16 protein-coding genes are annotated in these 15989 nt (G+C 69.3%); 6 read left to right on the plus strand and 10 right to left on the minus strand.

All coding sequences use genetic code 11. The annotated features are described in order from the left end of the window. Position 1: 1 nt before the first annotated feature. A complete protein-coding gene (locus ACUWEX_RS10650; RefSeq protein WP_079728263.1) occupies positions 2–616 on the minus strand; it encodes a dTDP-4-dehydrorhamnose 3,5-epimerase family protein in 615 nt (204 codons plus the stop codon). A 230-nt stretch (positions 617–846) separates the two neighbouring features. On the opposite strand from ACUWEX_RS10650, the gene ACUWEX_RS10655 reads away from it, so the two are divergent. The 4 genes from ACUWEX_RS10655 to ACUWEX_RS10670 all read left to right on the plus strand — a co-directional run bounded on the left by ACUWEX_RS10655 (position 847) and on the right by ACUWEX_RS10670 (position 4320). Continuing rightward, positions 847–1428 carry a GtrA family protein gene (locus ACUWEX_RS10655; protein WP_159449526.1) on the plus strand — a complete coding sequence of 194 codons (582 nt, stop codon included), beginning with the start codon at positions 847–849 and terminating at the stop codon, positions 1426–1428. Continuing rightward, positions 1425–2201: a polyprenol monophosphomannose synthase gene (locus ACUWEX_RS10660; protein ID WP_445996215.1), complete on the plus strand. Its 777-nt coding sequence runs from the start codon at positions 1425–1427 to the stop codon at positions 2199–2201. The genes ACUWEX_RS10655 and ACUWEX_RS10660 overlap by 4 nt, the downstream gene beginning before the upstream one ends. Before the next feature lie 73 nt (positions 2202–2274). Then, on the plus strand, positions 2275–3156 hold the full coding sequence (rfbD, locus tag ACUWEX_RS10665) for a dTDP-4-dehydrorhamnose reductase (RefSeq protein ID WP_445996216.1): 882 nt from the start codon (positions 2275–2277) through the stop codon (positions 3154–3156). A 24-nt stretch (positions 3157–3180) separates the two neighbouring features. Continuing rightward, entirely contained in the window at positions 3181–4320 is a 1140-nt protein-coding gene (locus ACUWEX_RS10670) for a glycosyltransferase family 4 protein (RefSeq protein WP_079728259.1), read from the plus strand. A gap of 190 nt (positions 4321–4510) precedes the next feature. Here ACUWEX_RS10670 and ACUWEX_RS10675 read toward each other — a convergent pair whose 3' ends face one another. From ACUWEX_RS10675 to ACUWEX_RS10695, 5 genes are all read right to left on the minus strand, one after another. Continuing rightward, on the minus strand, positions 4511–5881 hold the full coding sequence (locus ACUWEX_RS10675; RefSeq protein WP_445996217.1) for an LCP family protein: 1371 nt from the start codon (positions 5879–5881) through the stop codon (positions 4511–4513). Next, entirely contained in the window at positions 5878–6387 is a 510-nt protein-coding gene (purE, locus tag ACUWEX_RS10680; RefSeq protein ID WP_445996218.1) for a 5-(carboxyamino)imidazole ribonucleotide mutase, read from the minus strand. Before purE ends, ACUWEX_RS10675 begins: the two co-directional genes overlap by 4 nt. Before the next feature lie 17 nt (positions 6388–6404). Next, positions 6405–7541: a 5-(carboxyamino)imidazole ribonucleotide synthase gene (locus ACUWEX_RS10685; protein WP_445996219.1), complete on the minus strand. Its 1137-nt coding sequence runs from the start codon at positions 7539–7541 to the stop codon at positions 6405–6407. Between the two features lie 101 nt (positions 7542–7642). Beyond that, the gene (locus tag ACUWEX_RS10690; protein ID WP_079728255.1) at positions 7643–8221 is read right to left on the minus strand and encodes a PH domain-containing protein; all 579 of its coding nucleotides are present in this window, start codon (positions 8219–8221) and stop codon (positions 7643–7645) included. Positions 8222–8269: 48 nt separating this feature from the next. After that, positions 8270–9160, minus strand: coding sequence for a biotin--[acetyl-CoA-carboxylase] ligase (locus tag ACUWEX_RS10695; RefSeq protein WP_445996220.1), 891 nt, complete (start codon positions 9158–9160; stop codon positions 8270–8272). Between the two features lie 262 nt (positions 9161–9422). Between ACUWEX_RS10695 and ACUWEX_RS10700 the strand changes: the two genes are divergently transcribed. Beyond that, the gene (locus ACUWEX_RS10700; RefSeq protein ID WP_079728477.1) at positions 9423–10994 is read left to right on the plus strand and encodes an acyl-CoA carboxylase subunit beta; all 1572 of its coding nucleotides are present in this window, start codon (positions 9423–9425) and stop codon (positions 10992–10994) included. Further along, positions 10991–11257 carry an acyl-CoA carboxylase subunit epsilon gene (locus ACUWEX_RS10705; RefSeq protein WP_445996221.1) on the plus strand — a complete coding sequence of 89 codons (267 nt, stop codon included), beginning with the start codon at positions 10991–10993 and terminating at the stop codon, positions 11255–11257. The genes ACUWEX_RS10700 and ACUWEX_RS10705 overlap by 4 nt, the downstream gene beginning before the upstream one ends. A gap of 404 nt (positions 11258–11661) precedes the next feature. Here the strand turns inward: ACUWEX_RS10705 and ACUWEX_RS10710 are convergent, their stop codons facing one another. From ACUWEX_RS10710 to ACUWEX_RS10725, 4 genes are read right to left on the minus strand one after another with little or no spacing between them, the layout of a single operon-like run. Then, positions 11662–12675: a hypothetical protein gene (locus ACUWEX_RS10710; protein WP_445996222.1), complete on the minus strand. Its 1014-nt coding sequence runs from the start codon at positions 12673–12675 to the stop codon at positions 11662–11664. Then, complete coding sequence (locus ACUWEX_RS10715) at positions 12672–13976, minus strand: sensor histidine kinase (RefSeq protein ID WP_445996223.1); 1305 nt, start codon at positions 13974–13976, stop codon at positions 12672–12674. Before ACUWEX_RS10715 ends, ACUWEX_RS10710 begins: the two co-directional genes overlap by 4 nt. 20 nt (positions 13977–13996) lie before the next feature. Beyond that, positions 13997–14659, minus strand: a complete 663-nt coding sequence (locus ACUWEX_RS10720) for a response regulator transcription factor (protein ID WP_234991166.1) — start codon at positions 14657–14659, stop codon at positions 13997–13999. Between the two features lie 28 nt (positions 14660–14687). Beyond that, positions 14688–15947 (minus strand): class I SAM-dependent RNA methyltransferase, encoded by a 1260-nt coding sequence (locus ACUWEX_RS10725; protein ID WP_445996224.1) that lies wholly within the window; start codon positions 15945–15947, stop codon positions 14688–14690. Positions 15948–15989 lie beyond the last annotated feature (42 nt).

Raw genomic sequence — 15989 nt, forward strand, 5'->3', positions numbered from 1 at the left:
TCTAGTGTCCCTGTCCCTTGTTCAGCGTTTCGTAGTAGGCGCGGGCGGCCTCCCAGGTGGGCAGGAGTCCCTGCGCGGCGGCCTCGGAAAGCCCCGGGGCGTCGGTGTCCTTCGGCGACAGCAGCGGTTCGCCCGCTTCTTCGGGGAAGACGAGCCCGATCTCGGCGTCGAGCGGGTTGATGCCGTGCTCGCGCTCGGCGTTGAACGTGGAGGTGACGAGGTAGCTCACGGTGGCGTCGTCGGTCAATGCGACGAAGGCGTGGCCGAGGCCCTCGGCCAGGTAGATGGCGCGGCGGTCGGTGTCGTCGAGCAGCACCGTGTCCCACTCGCCGAAGGTGGGCGAACCCACGCGGATGTCGATCACATAGTCGAGCACGGCACCGTGCGTGGCGGTGACGTATTTGGCCTGGCTCGGCGGCACGTCGGCGAAGTGGATGCCGCGCACGACGCCCCGCTTCGACACGGACGTGTTGCCCTGGGCGAGGTTCAGCGAGTGCCCGATGGTCTCTTCGAGCTTGTCGAAGCGGTACCACTCGAGGAACACGCCCCGGTCGTCGCCGAACTGCTTCGGGGTGATCTCGTAACTGTCGGGGACTCGGAGTTCGCGTATTTGCACGCTCGAAATCCTAGCAAGACCGGGCTGATCAGCGCAGAGATGAGCGGCCCGTCACGATATACGCGCGGTCGATGGACGACGCACGCCGAATGGTCAGCCAATATGCAGGCGGTCCTCGGATACGATGATGAGTCTGTCATCGTGCATCTGCACGGCGACGCTGTCCGGAAGAGACCGACGAAGGTCACCGAATGAGGTCGCTTTCACGCGACGATCCCCTCCGAGGTCTGATGAGAAGAATACGCCAGCTGGCCGAACGCGCCTGGCACGGCATCGTGCTGTACGCCCTGAAATTCGGGGTCGTCGGCCTCATCGGCTTCGCTATCGACACGGGTCTGTTCAACCTCCTGCGCCTCGGCGTATTCGGCGAGGGATGGTGGAGCACCGCGCTCGGCGCCAAGGTGCTGTCCACGAGCGTCGCCATCGTCTTCAACTGGATCGGCAACCGGTACTGGACCTTCCGCGAGCACCGCCGCAAGAACTTCGTGCTCGAGCTGCTCGAATACGTCGTCGTGGCCGTCGGCGGCCTGCTCATCAGCCTGCTCTGCCTGTGGGTGTCGCACCACCTGCTCGGTTTCGACAACATCATCGCCGACAACATCTCGGCCAACGTGATCGGACTCGTGCTCGGCACCATCTTCCGGTTCCTGCTCTACCGCTACTGGGTCTACGGCATGCACCGCAGCGACGGTCTGTCCTCCCGCGCGCGCGTCGAAGAGGGACAGCGTTCGCTGTTCGAGGAGCCCGGACATCCGATCGACGACGCCGGCACCGCCGCGCCCGCCAGCGACAAGGGAGCTGCACGACCGTGACACCCAGCGATTCCGGAGCATCCGCGCTCGTCATCATCCCGACGTTCAACGAGCGCGAGAACCTGCCGAAGATCGTGGGGCGTGTGCGCGAGGTTCTGCCCGAGGGGCATGTGCTCGTCGTCGACGACGGCAGCCCCGACGGCACCGGACAGGTGGCCGACGACATGGCCGCGGCCGACCCGCACATCCACGTGAAGCACCGCACGGGCAAGCTGGGCCTCGGCTCGGCCTATCTGCAGGGCTTCGCCTGGGGCCTCGGCGAAGGCTACGACTACCTCATCGAGATGGATGCCGACGGCTCGCACCCGCCCGAGACGCTGCCCGAGATGGTGGCCCGGGCCAAGGCTCGACCCATCGCCCAGGGCGGTTCGGCCCTCGTCATCGGCTCGCGCTGGGTGCCGGGTGGACGCGTCGTCAACTGGCCGATGCGCCGCGAGATCCTCAGCCGCGCGGCCAACGTCTATGCGCGTCTGGCGCTGGGCGTCGGCGTGAAAGACGCCACGGCCGGCTACCGCGTCTACAACGCCGAGGTGCTGCGCGCGCTCTCGCTCGAGAACGTCAACTCGCACGGCTACTGCTTCCAGATCGACATGACGCTGCGCGTCGACACGGCGGGCTTCCGCATCGAAGAAGTCCCCATCGTGTTCCGCGAGCGCGAGATCGGCGAATCGAAGATGAGCGGCAACATCATCTTCGAGGCCATGGGCAAGGTCACGCTGTGGGGTTTCCAGCGTCGGATGCGGCAGCTCACCGGCCTGTTCAGCCGACGCTAGGGTGGCCCCTCGCTAGACTGGGGTCGCACATTCGGCGGCCATTTCGTCGCCGACTCAGCTGGCGAAGGACACCATGACGCGTTACCTCATCACCGGAGCATCCGGCATGCTCGGCACCGACCTGATCGACGTTCTGCAGGGCCGTGAGGTGACCGCCCTCGGGCGCGCCGACCTCGACGTGACCGACCTCGACGCGGTGCGCCAGGCCGTCGCCGGCCACGATGTCGTGGTCAACGCCGCCGCCTACACCAAGGTCGACGACGCCGAGACGAACGAGGAAGCCGCCTACGCGGTGAACGCACTCGGGGCCCAGAACCTGGCGATCGCGGCGCGCGAAGCCGGGGCCAAGCTCATCCAGGTGTCCACCGACTACGTCTTCGACGGTTCGGCGACGACGCCCTATGCCGAGAACACCCCGCACGCCCCCATCTCGGCCTATGGCCGCACCAAGGCCGCGGGCGAGAAGCTCGCGCTCGACGAGCACCCCGACGGCACCTACATCGTGCGCACGGCGTGGCTCTACGGCCAGCACGGCCCCAACTTCGCCGCCACCATGATCCGTCTCTCGGCGAGCCACCCCACCGTCAGCGTCGTCACCGATCAGCTGGGCCAGCCCACCTGGACGAAAGACCTCGCCCGCCAGATCGTGGCCCTCGCCGACGCCGACGCCCCCGCGGGCGTCTACCACGGCACCAACGCGGGCCAGGGCTCGTGGTTCGACTTTACGCGCGCCATCTTCAGCGAGGTGGGCCTCGACCCCGAGCGTGTGGGCAAGACCGACAGCGCGAGCTTCGTGCGCCCGGCGCCCCGCCCCGCTTACTCGGTGCTCGGCCACGACGGCTGGTCCGCCGCCGGGCTGTCGCCCCTGCGCGACTGGCGCGAGGCCCTGCACGAGGCCGTCGAGACCGGCGCGGTCGCGCGCCCGGCCGACACGTCCACCCCGGCCCAGGCCTAGGCCCCGGCCGGAGCAGGAGCACTCATGCCCACGACACTGACCATGGTGGTCGACCAGATGGTCGCGCCCGTTCCCGGCGGCATCGGCCGCTACACCGAAGAGATGACGAAGGCCCTCATCCTCACGGCCCCGCGCAACTGCCAGGTCGAGGGCATCGTGTCGAGCCTGCCGCCCGAGAAGATCGCCGATGTCGAGACGCGCCTGCCCGGTCTCGCCGAGCTGCACAAGACCACGTTGGCCCGACGCGAGCTGTCGGCCGCGTGGCAGCTGGGCCTCGTGGCGGGCTACGGCGACGGCATGGTGCACTCGCCCACGCTGCTCGCCCCCCTGGTGCGGCACAACCGGGCCTACGACCGCAAGCAGACGGTCGTCACGATCCACGACACCCTGGCGTGGACGCATCCGAAGTCGCTTACGCCCACGTCGGTGTCGTTCACGAAGTCGATGGCCAAGCGCGCCAAGAAGCACGCCGACGCCATCGTGGTGCCGACGCACGCCGTGGCCGAGCAGCTCGCCGAGATCATCGACTTCGGCGACCGCGTGCGCGTCATCCCGGGCGCCGTCGGTTCGGGTCTGCAGCTCACGAGTGACGCCGAGTGGCGCGCGGGCAACCTCGAACTTCCCGATGAATACATCCTCACGTTTGGCACGTTGGACCCGCGCCGCGGCCTCCTGTCGCTCATCAGCGGCCTGGGTGCGACGGATGCTCCCGACCTGCCCGTGCTCGTGATCGGGCCCGACAGCTGGGGGGACCTCACCCTGGCGTCCGTCGCCGACGAGGCCGGGCTGCCCGAGGGCCGCGTGCGCTCGCTGGGCTTCCTGTCCGACGCCGACCTGGCCGTCGTGCTCGATCGCGCGACCGTGTTCGTCTACCCCAGCATCCGTGAGGGCTTCGGGCTGCCGCTCGTCGAAGCGCTGTCGTTCGGCACGCCCGTCGTGCATTCCGACGACCCCGCGCTCGTCGAGGTTGCGGGCGGCGCCGGGCTCGTCGTCGAACGCGGCGGCAAGAAGGGCTACCCCGAGCGTTTGGCCGAGGCCATTGCCCAGGTGCTCGACGACAGCGACCTGCGCTCGCGCCTCAGCGTGGCCGGCTCCGACCGTGCGCGGGCGTTCAGCTGGCGCGACTCGGCCGAACGCGTCTGGCAGCTGCACGCCGATCTCTAGGCGCCGCTGCGCACACCGGATGCCGGCCGCTTCCCCGGAGCCTTCATCAGCATTGTGCGCCTGCGCGCGAGCCACCGGGCGGCGCGGACGTCACGGGCGTCACGGGCAGCACGGACGGCACACGGCATCTTCGAAACACTGAAGGGCCCTCACATCCTGTGTGAGGGCCCTTCCACGTATCTTGTGACGGCTAGCCGCCGGACGGTGCGGGCGATGCGGGGTTGAGCGCGGCATCCACCATGCTGCGGATCTTGTCGAAGTCGGGCTCTTCGGGCTGGATACCCGAGGCCGGCGTGAGCTCGATGTTGGTGATCGGCAGCTCTTTGGTCTTGAGCGCCAACTCGACGAAGTAGCCGAGCATGTCCTGCGGGATGTCGGTCTTCACGACCTGCGACCCGGCCTGCGCGATGACCTGGAATTTGCTCAGGACGTTGGCTGGCGTGAACTGCTTCAGGATGGCCGCCTGCAGTTGCCGCTGCCGCTCCATGCGCTCGTAGTCGCTCGAACCGTGCCGCGACCGCGCGTACCAGAGCGCGTAGTAGCCGTTCATGTGGTGGTCGCCCACCTCGATCCACTCGGCGACACCCACGAGGTTCTCGTCGCCGCCGACGGGCACGCGCTTCGGCACCGTGATGTCCACGCCGCCGAGCGCGTCGATGAGGTCACTGAAGCCCTGCATATCGATGAGCACGTAGTACTGGATCTCGAGGTCGAGCGTTCCCTCGATGGCCTCTTTCGTGGCCTCGATGCCGGGACGCGACCCGTTCTTGATGGCGTCGGGGTAGAGGTCGGGATGCCGCACCTCGGCCTCGGTGTAGACGGAGTTCAGCATGCACGCGCTCACATCGCATCGGCCGTTGTAGCCGTACCCGTTGGGATAGAGCTTCTTCATGGGCGAGCCGTCGGAGAAGGGCATGTTGTGCAGGTCGCGCGGCAGGCCGATCATGGTGGCGGCACCCGTCTCGGCATCCACCGACACGACCGACATGCTGTCGGGGCGCAAACCCTCGCGGTCGGGGCCGGCGTCACCGCCCAACAGCAGGATGTTGTAGTGCCCGTCGACGGGCGGCACCGATGCCGCGCCGCCGCCGAAGATCGACTGCAGCGTTCCGCGGGTGATGCCCGCGTAGTAGGCGCCCGCTCCCGCACCGCCCACCGACACCACGAGCAGCGCGACCGTGGCGAGCGCGATCCAGGCCCGCGACGACGGCCGCGCTCGGATGAGCTTCACGAGCGAGAGCGTGTTGATCGTGAGGACGATCCAGAGGAACGCGTAGGCGACGAGCACGATCTGGGCCAGGAGCAGGGCGTAGGAGTTCGTCGCGAGGTTGTAGATCGTCTGCGGAGTGGCCAGGTAGAGCAGCAGGGCCGCGACGACGAGCACCCACATGGTCAGCGTCGCGATGAGGCCGATGCGGCCGAGGCGGCGATTGCCCGCCAGCACCTGGGCCGAACCCGGGATGAGGAAGTTCATCGCGACGAGCCACCAGGCACGCCGCGTCATCACTGTGCGCGACTGCGTATTGGGGTGCCGGATCGGCAGCGCGGTATAGGTGCTCATAGGGTCTTTTTGAGGGCGTCGTTCTTCTCGGCGACGGTGTCGGCGAGCCCCACCTGGTAGGCGGCCATAGCGTCGGCGAGCTCGTCATCCGAGGTGCCGAGGATCTGCACGGCGAGCAGCCCGGCGTTCTTGGCCCCGCCGATCGACACGGTGGCGACGGGCACGCCGCCCGGCATCTGCACGATCGAGAGCAGCGAGTCGAGGCCGTCGAGGCGCGCGAGGGGAACGGGCACACCGATGACGGGCAGCTCGGTCACGGCCGCGAGCATGCCGGGCAGGTGCGCGGCACCTCCCGCACCGGCGATGATGACACGGATGCCGCGGCCCCGGGCCTGGCGCCCGTAGTCGATCATCTTCTCGGGCGTGCGGTGGGCCGAGACGACCTCGACCTCGTAGGGCACGCCGAACTCCTCGAGCACGTCGCGCGCATCGCGCATGACGGACCAGTCGGAGTCACTGCCCATGACGACGCCGACGACGGGAGAAGATGAGGAGAGCGGAGACATAGCCCCCATCGTAAGGTTCAGTCCTGGAAGAAGGCGGCTGCGGCACGCGCCTGGTAGGCAACCTCGTCGAGATCGGAACCCGAAACGTTGACGTGGCCGACCTTGCGGCCCGGGCGCGGCTCCTTGCCGTAGTTGTGCACCTTGACGGTGGGGTGGGCCTCGAGTGCGGCGGCATAGCGGTCGGCGAGCGTGCCCTCGGTGGGGCCGCCCAGGATGTTGGCCATGACCGTGTGGTCGTCGTGGCATCCCGTGGCGCCGAGCGGCAGGTCGAGCACGGCGCGCAGGTGCTGCTCGAACTGGCTCGTGGTGCAGCCGTCTTGCGTCCAGTGCCCGGAGTTGTGCGGGCGCATGGCGAGCTCGTTGACGAGGATGCGGTCGTCGGTGGTCTCGAAGAGTTCGACGGCCAGCACACCCGTCACGCCGAGCGTCTCGGCGATCGTCAGGGCGATCTGTTCGGCCATCTCGGCGACGCGGCCGGCCGAACGCGGAGCGGGCGCGAAGACCTCGCTGCACACGCCGTCCTTCTGCACGGTCTCGACAACGGGCCAGGCCACGATCTGTCCGCTCGGGCGGCGGGCCACGAGTTGCGCGAGCTCGCGGCGGAAGTCGACGAGTTCTTCGACCAGGAGGGCGCCGCCGCGGCCATCCTCGTCGAGCGTGGCGAACCAGTCGGCGGCCTCGTCGGCCGAGCGCACGACGCGCACACCCTTGCCGTCGTAGCCGCCGCGGGGCGTCTTCAGCACGGCCGCACCGCCGTTGTCGGCTAGGAACGCGGCGAGCTCCTCGGCGTCGGTCACGGCCGCCCACTCGGGAACGGGTACGCCGATCTCGGACAGCTTCTCGCGCATGGCGATCTTGTCCTGGGCGAAGTGCAGGGCGTCGGGGCCGGGGTGCACGGGGATGCCGCGGGCCTGCAGTTCGCGCAGGATCGGGGCGGGCACGTGCTCGTGGTCGAAGGTGATGACGTCGACCGTCTCGGCGAACGCCAGAACCGTGTCGAGGTCGCGGTAGTCGCCGACCGCCGTCGCCGCGAGGGCCGCCGACATGCCCTCCTGCTCCGCGAGAATGCGGATGTCGAGGCCGAGGTTCACCGCCGGGGGGATCATCATCCGTGCCAGCTGTCCGCCGCCGATCACACCGACTGTCACCATCATCGCTCCTCACGTCGCACGGCCTGGGGTCGGCCGTTCCACCAGGAACCATCCTGCCGCATTTGCGGAACGCGCGCCGCGCCGCGTGCGGCGGTCAGGTCGAGCTAGCTGCCGGGGAGCGGCGGGCGCGGCGGCACGATCGAACCGGCCGACGAACGCAGCGAGGCGCCCGCGGTCTGGCTGCGCTCGACGAGCTCGTTGAGCGCCTCGGACACCAGGTCGGCGCGCGGCACGTCGGCGAGCACGAGCGGTTTGTCGATGCCCGAGGTCAGCACGAGCGTGCCCGAGCGGAACATCGACTGCAACGGCCCGCGACGCAGCGCCGTGGAGTAACCCCGACCGTGGAAGATCTCGGTGCGCTCGCGCACGAAGAAACCGCGGCGCGAGATGACCCGGCGGGTCGTGATGATGTAGCGGCGGTTGAGCCAGAGCGCGTAGGGCAGCAGGACGGCGAGGAGCACCCAGGCCGCGAGGAGGCCCGCGATGGTCCACATCTGCCAGGTCTCGGTGAAGAGGCCGAAGGCGTAGGCCGCGGCACCCGAGCCGAGGATGAGCGCGAGCGCCGGCCAGAGCAGCCTGCGGCCGTGCGGGCGAAGCCGGGCGACGACGCGTTCGGTGGGAACCACGGGGCGCGAGAGCACGTCGAACGCGGATGTCTCCGTATTCGTCTGCTGCTGGGCCATGTGTCCTTTGTACCGCACCGCGCATGCCTCGGCGGGTGTACGCGCCGGTCAGCCCAGGGTCTCTCCCGAACCGGTCAGCCTGAGGTGGGTGATGTCCCCCGCCGCGACGGCGACCTCGGTGGGGTGCCCGACGCCGGCGTCGCGTCGGCGCACGAGCAGGCGGCCGTCGGGGGCGAGACCCGTGGCCCGGCCCTCGAGCGCGTCACCCCCCGGCAGGTCGGCACGGATGTCGCGGCCCACCGTTCCGAGCAGTGCGGCCACGCGCGCGTGCACGCCGGCCGCGACCGCGTCACCGTTGGCCCGCTGCAGGGCTCGCAGCATCCCGTCGAGCTCGGTGAGGAACCGTGCGAGCACCGCGTCGACGTCGATGTCGCGCACCCCGGCGAGCGCGAGCGACGTCGCGGTGGGCACGGGCAGCTGCTCGGCCGTCATCGAGAGGTTGAGGCCCACGCCGACGACGACCGCCGGGGCGTTCGGCAGCGCGAGCAGTTCCGAGAGCACTCCCGCCACCTTGCGGCCCTCGATGAGCACGTCGTTCGGCCACTTGAGCTGCACGCGGCGGGCGGCGGCTTCGGCCACGGCATCCGCATCGTCGCCGGTACCGGATGCTTCGGCGAGCGCCTCTTGCACGGCCAGCGTCATAGCGGCCCCCGCGGCCAACGGGATCCAGCCGTAGACGTCGGGCGAGAAGGCGGGTTGTGGGCGCAGCAGTACCGAAACGGCCAGGGACGTTCCCGCCTCGGCCACCCACACACGTCCGAGGCGTCCCCGGCCCGCGCGCTGGTCGTCGGTGACCACGACCGAGAGATGCGGCCACTCCGACGGTGCCGTGTGGACGCGCTCCGTCAGCTCGTCGTTCGTCGACTGGGCGTGCGGCAGCGCGACGAGCCGGCCGGCCGCAGCGGACGACCGAGGAAGCAGTGCTGAGGTAAGAGGCATGCGCCCAAGAGTACGGAAGCGTGCGCGAGACGGCGGCCCGCGACATCCGGACGCTCTCGGACGCGCGCGACGCGCTCGATGCGCTCGATGCGCTCGGAAACGCGATACCGACAAGGCTCGTGCGCGCACCTTGTGGGGTTCCTCCAACGGTTGGGGCCCCTCCGTGCACGGTAGAGTGAAGCCCGTGACGGAGAACCTTGACGTGAACGCCAAAGACGCTGCTCAACCGACCGAGGTCCAGGGCGCCCCTGACACCCCCGACATGATGACGACGGCCGGCAAGCTGGCCGACCTCTCGCGTCGCTACCACGAGGCGGTGACCGCGTCGGGTGAAGCCGCCATCAAGAAGCAGCACGCCAAGGGCAAGATGACGGCCCGTGAGCGCATCGATCTGCTGCTCGACCCGGGCAGCTTCGTCGAGCTCGACGAGTTCGTGCGCCACCGCACGCACGCCTTCGGCATGGACAAGTCCCGGCCTTACGGCGACGCGGTCGTCACGGGAACGGGCACCATCCACGGCCGGCAGGTGGCCGTCTACTCGCAGGACTTCACGGTCTTCGGCGGGTCGCTCGGCGAGGTGGCCGGCGAGAAGATCATCAAGGTCATGGACCTCGCGCTCAAGACGGGCGTCCCCATCCTCGGCATCCTCGACTCAGGTGGAGCCCGCATCCAGGAGGGTGTCGTGGCCCTCGGCAAGTACGGCGAGATCTTCCGCCGCAACACGGCCGCCTCGGGTGTCATCCCCCAGATCTCGCTCATCATGGGCCCGGCCGCCGGTGGCGCCGTCTACTCCCCCGCCCTCACCGACTTCGTCATCATGGTCGACAAGACCAGCCAGATGTTCGTCACGGGCCCCGACGTCATCAAGACCGTCACGGGCGAGGACGTCGGTATGGAAGAGCTGGGTGGCGCGCTCACCCACAACACACGTTCGGGTGTGGCCCACTACCTGGCCAGCGACGAACAGGATGCCCTGGACTACGCGCGTTCGCTCGTGAGCTTCCTGCCCGACAACAACCTGGCCGAGCTGCCCGAATTCGACACCGTCGTCGAGCTCGAGACCACCGACGACGACCGCCGCCTCAACACGCTGATCCCCGACTCCCCCAACCAGCCCTACGACGTGAAGACCGTCATCGAGCATGTCGTCGACCACGGCGACTTCCTCGAGGTGCAGCCGCTGTTCGCGCCCAACATCGTCATCGGGTTCGCCCGCGTCGAGGGACGCACGGTGGGCGTCATCGCCAACCAGCCGCAGGCCATGGCGGGAACCCTGAACATCGAGGCCGGTGAGAAGGCCTCGCGCTTCGTGCGCTTCTGCGACGCCTTCTCGATTCCCATCCTCACGCTCGTCGATGTGCCCGGCTACTTGCCCGGCACCGACCAGGAGTGGACGGGAGTCATCCGCCGCGGCGCCAAGCTGCTCTACGCCTACGCCGAGGCCACCGTGCCGCTCGTCACCGTGATCCTGCGGAAGGCCTACGGCGGCGCGTACATCGTCATGGGCTCGAAGCAGCTGGGCGCCGACATCAACCTGGCGTGGCCCACGGCCGAGATCGCCGTCATGGGTGGCCAGGGCGCCGTCAACATCCTCTACCGCGGCGAGATCAAGCGCGCCGAAGAGGCCGGCGAAGACGTGCAGGCCGTGCGCACCAAGCTCGCCAACGAGTACACCTACAACGTGGCCAGCCCGTTCCTCGCGGCCGAGCGCGGTGAACTCGATGGCGTCATCGAGCCGGCCGCCACGCGCGTCTCCGTGATCAAGGCGCTGCGTGCCCTGCGCACCAAACGGGCGAGCCTGCCGGCCAAGAAGCACGGGAACATCCCGCTGTGAGTGCCGCCCCGGCCGAAACCTCGGCGGATGGATCGCCCACGCCGGCTGCGGCATCCCCCGCGTTCCGCGTGGTGTCGGGAGCGCCCTCGGATGTCGAGCTCGCCGCCGTCACGGCCGTGCTCCTCGCCACGCTGCAGGCCCGCGCGAATGCCGCGGCAGCCGCGCCCCGCCCCGTGCGCGTGACCGCGTGGCAGCGGAGTCAGCGCGGCTTGCGTCGGCCCCACGTGCCCGGCCCCGGCCACTGGCGCGGCTTCAGCGGCTGACCTCCCCGGCCTCGCACACGCCTCGGCGAAGCTCGCGAGCCCACCCCACGAACACGGGGGTGTCCTCCGAAATGCCGACTGGTACGCTTCGCGGCCGACCGCCACAATAAGTAGTGCTAGGTGGCTCTCGCAAGAGATTCACCACCAGTCACTCGTGTGAACAAGGGTATGTACGAATGACTGGGGGCGGGTCGGACTGGTATTCGGGTTACCGTTCGACCTGGGGTTTGTGAAGGGCCGGTTCCTCTGGAGCCGGCCCTTCCGACTGTTAACGGACAGACACGGGTTCCGGGCGCAGCGACGCCGCACACCGCGGGGACGCCACGCACACGGCGGGGACGCCACGCACACGGCGGTGCTGAGACGTACGGCGGGGACGCCACGCACGGCCGGGACGACCGAGGTCAGTGCGCCTCGACGGCCGCCTTGCGGGGAATCTCGAGCCAGAGCTGCACTTCGTCCTCGTCGTCGTCCGGGTCGCCCGACGGGTTGAGCGCCACGACCGTGACCGCCGTCGGCGAATCCACCGGGGCGGTGCGCACGATCATGCGGTGGGCCCTCGTCGATGCGACGGCCTCGGCCACCCGGTCGAGCACGCGCTGGCGGTCCTCCTCGGCGATCTCGTCGAGGGTTCCTTCGTCGAGCAGCGAGATGACGCTTCCGCGGCGGCGGGCCTCGGCCACGCGCGCCCGCACGGCATCGTTCAACAGCATGCGACCGCGGATCTCGTCGCGCAGCCCCGCCTCGAGCACCTTGGCCTCGGCGCGCTCCTGCGGGCTGAGAGAGCCGCCCGCGAGGATGATGTTGCGCAGCGTCGGCAGGGCGACCCGTTCGGCCTGCTTGAGGCGCACACGCCGTTCCTCGTGGTGGGCGTCTTGCGCCGCCTGCCACTGCGCGGCCTCGCGTTCGGCGATCGCGAGGTTCTGCTCGTCGCGCCCGACCCGCACGAGCGACCGCGTCAGCACGGATGCCAGCGCCACCCACAGGATGCTGCCGGGGATGCCGATCTGCAGGGCCACGCCCGCCCCCGCCCACATGATGGACTGGGCGGTCAGGAAGATGATGCCGATCCAGGCGAAGGCCTCGCGGCGCCGCACGGCCGTGATGGTCATCAGGGCGCCGATCGATGCCACGTGCCACGTGGCGTAGCCGTTGTTGACCGACGGATCGAGCTGGGACGTCACGAGCAGCGGGAGGGCGACGGCCGTGCCGAGGTTGAGGCTCGCGAGCCACAGCGGCATGGCGGTCGGCGACGACGGCCACAGGCTGATGACCGTGACGACGAGGTAGAGCGCCATGCCCACGATGCTCGGCCACGGCGATTCGGCCTGCGGCAGAGTGATGACACCCCGGATGACGTTGTAGATGGAGAACGCCGCGGCCAAGGCCAGCAGGGCGTAGCGGTTGAGCGCGATCACGAGACGGCTCCCCGCTCGGCGATCTCATCGGCGGCCGCGGGGCGCGGCGGCTGGATGGTCTGATTGGGTGCCCAGCGGATGACGATGGTCGCCCCCGAACCCGCCGTGCTGTCGATGGTGACGCTGCCGCCCGATTTCACGACACGTTCGATGATGGACACCCGCAAACCGAGGCGACGCTCGTCGACCATCGTCGGATCGAAACCGACGCCGTCATCGCGCACGACGATCTCGACGCGGCCGGCCGTCGTGCGGAGGGTGACCGTGCGGGAAGTCACACGGCTGCCGGCATGCTGCGCGCTGTTGGCCATGGCCTGCTCGGTAGCGCTCGACAGAATGGCGAGGACGCGCGCCGGCAGCGGGAAGTGTTCGCTCGTCTCGTCGTGCACCTCGAAGGGCACGCTGTGCGACCGGGCCGCGCGCGAGATGGCGGCGACCAATTCGCCCGTGCCGTAGGTCGGTTCGAGATCGCCGTCGTCCCTGGAGGCTGCCGTGAGCGTGTCACCGTGCGTGGCGAGATGTTTGATGGCGTTCTCGGCGAGAGCCACGGCGGCCCGGGACTGTGCGGGCGTCGTCGCGCGCTCGGCGGCCTGCAGCGCTGCGAGCACCATGTCGTGCACGAGCGCGTCGACCTCGATGCGCTGCACCTCGCGCGCATGCTGGTGCACCGCCTCGTCGTAGCGGTTCAGGGCCGTCACCCGGGCCTCGTCGACCGCGCGGGCCGCGTGCCGAAATGTGACGCCCAGCATGACGATGATGAGCCCGATCATGGCGCCGTAGGACGCATCCAACACGCCGATCTCGGCGTTGACGATCTGGCCGCCCGGACCGATGGTGCGCACGACGCCGTAGATCACGGGCGTGGCGACGCTGTAGGCGATGGCGAGCGCCGTGGGGAAGGCGAGCGCGGCGGTTGCACAGGCAACGGCCCCGCACAGGTACCACAGCCACGGTTCGGTGTCGGATGCCGCTTGGGCACCGCCCGTGAGGAACGGCCAGGCGATGACGGCGGCGAGATAGACGAACGCGAACAGCGTGGCCATCGGTCGCGCGAAACGACCGGCGAAACCCGCCGCGATGAACAGCGTGAGGGTGCCGAAGACCAGGATGAGGGTGGCGTTTCCGGCCGGACCGTCGATCAGGCTGCCGTCGCTCAGGACGACCGAGAAGGTCTGCAGACCGAACAGCAGTGAGATGGCGGCGACGGATCGGTCATAGAGACGTTCGACGCGCTCGGTGCTGAACAGCCGCTGTCGCGGAGCCGCGACGCGGTTGATGTTCTCGGGAATTCCCGTTGTCACCCAGCACCCCCCGTCTGTCTCTACGCGTCGCCCTGACCCGGGCCGAGATCCGGAAGAATGCCGTCTTCGACGGCTCGGCGCAATAGATCTACTTTAGTGGGCGCGGGCCGCCCGACATCGACGTACTTGGTGCGGATGCGCGACAGATATTCTTTGGCCGTCGACTGCGCGATGCCGAGCTGGGCGGCGACGTCTTTCATCGGCAGGCCAGATGCATAGAGGTGCAACACATCGCGCTCGCGCCGGCCCAGCTGCACCTGCGCGAACTCGGAATCCGCATCGATGGCGCTGGCCCACTCGAGGTTGTTGAGCACCTGTCCGTTGGCGACCGTGCGAATGGCCGAGACGACCGTGCCTGTGGGCGACGACTTGGGGATGACGGCTGCCGCGCCAGCCGCGAGAGCCTCACGCACCCCGGCCATCCGATCGGCGATCGAATGGATGAGCACCGCCGAACCCGTGTCGTGCACGCGGCGCACGTTGTCGGCGATGCGCGAACCGTCGCCGAGCGACAGGTCGAGGATGACGACGTCAGCCGAGGGACCGCGCGTGGCCTGAGAGCGGCTCAGGAAATCATTGACGGTGGCGACGGATTGCACCACGTCGTAACCGGACGCCGCACACACGGCGGCCAGCCCCAGTCGGACCGATTCATGATCGTCGATTATCGCCACGCGTACCACGTGCTCATCGTAGCCCGACACGACGGGCCTAACGGTTCGTCGGACGGAGGAGGGCCACCGATTCGAGGTGGTGCGTGTGCGGGAACAGGTCGAAGGCGCGCAGGCGGTCGAGCTCGTAGCCCGCATCGCGGAACGAGCCGAGGTCTCGAGCGAGGGCGACCGGGTCGCACGCCACGTAGACGATCTGGGCGGGGTGCAGGTCGACGAGAGCCGACACGACGTTCTTGCCGGCACCCGAGCGGGGCGGGTCGAGCACGATCGTGGCGGCCTGCAGACGACGCCGCTCGGAGGCCCCCACCGAACGCACGAGCCGCTGCAGGTAGCGGTCGACACGGTCGGTGATGGCCTGCGCACCCACCCACTCGGCGAGGTTCTCGGCCGCCCAGTCGGTGGCCGTGGTCTCGGATTCGACGGTCGTGATGCGCGTGGTGCGACCGAACTTGTCACCCAGGGCCGCCGCGAACAGGCCGACGCCGCCGTAGAGGTCGAGGTTGAAGGCCTGGGGGTCGAACTCGTCGTCGACCAGGATGTCTTGCACGGCGCGCGTGAGCACATCCGCCGCGTGGCGGTGCACCTGCCAGAAGCCCTCTTCGGCGACCTGGAATTCACGCGTGCCGACGCGCTCGACGAGCGGCTCACCGGCGCGGCGGCGGCCGTCGGGGTCGGTGCCGACGACGCGCGTGGCGCCCACCGACGGTGCGATGACATCGACGCGTTCGAGGCCGGGCATCGGGGTGCCGAGCGGTGCGGCCTGCTGCACGGCGCTCGTGGCGAGCGGCAGGTCGTCGACCGGCACGACGCGGTGGCTGCGCGCGGCGAACGGGCCCACGCGGCCTTCTTCGTCGACGTGCAGGCTGACGCGGCTGCGGTAGCCGAGACCGTTGGCCTCGTCGTCGCCCGGGGCCGCCTCGACCTCGACGTCGCGTTCGATGCCGCCGAAACGCTGCAGGGCGTCGACGAGCACGCGGCGCTTCAACTCGCGCTGGTGCGGCAAAGCGATGTGACCGAACTCGGCTCCGCCGGCACGCTCGTCGGGCGCGCGGTCGATCGCGGCCGCCGACCAGATGTGCGGCACCCGCTCGGGCGCGGGCGTGAGCACCTCGAGCGTCTCGGCGCGCCAGAAGCTCTTCTTCGAGTCATCCGTGATGCGCGCGCGCACCGTCTCGCCCGGCATGGTGTCGGGCACGAAGACCACGCGGCCCTCGTGGCGGGCCACGAAGACGCCCCCGTGGGCCACATTGCTAATCTCGAGAACGATGCTGTCGGCGGTGTCACCTGAAATGCTCATCCGTCGAGCATTACACGGATGCCGCGGCACACCAACACTGCC

It is taken from the genome of Okibacterium fritillariae (genome assembly GCF_052783725.1).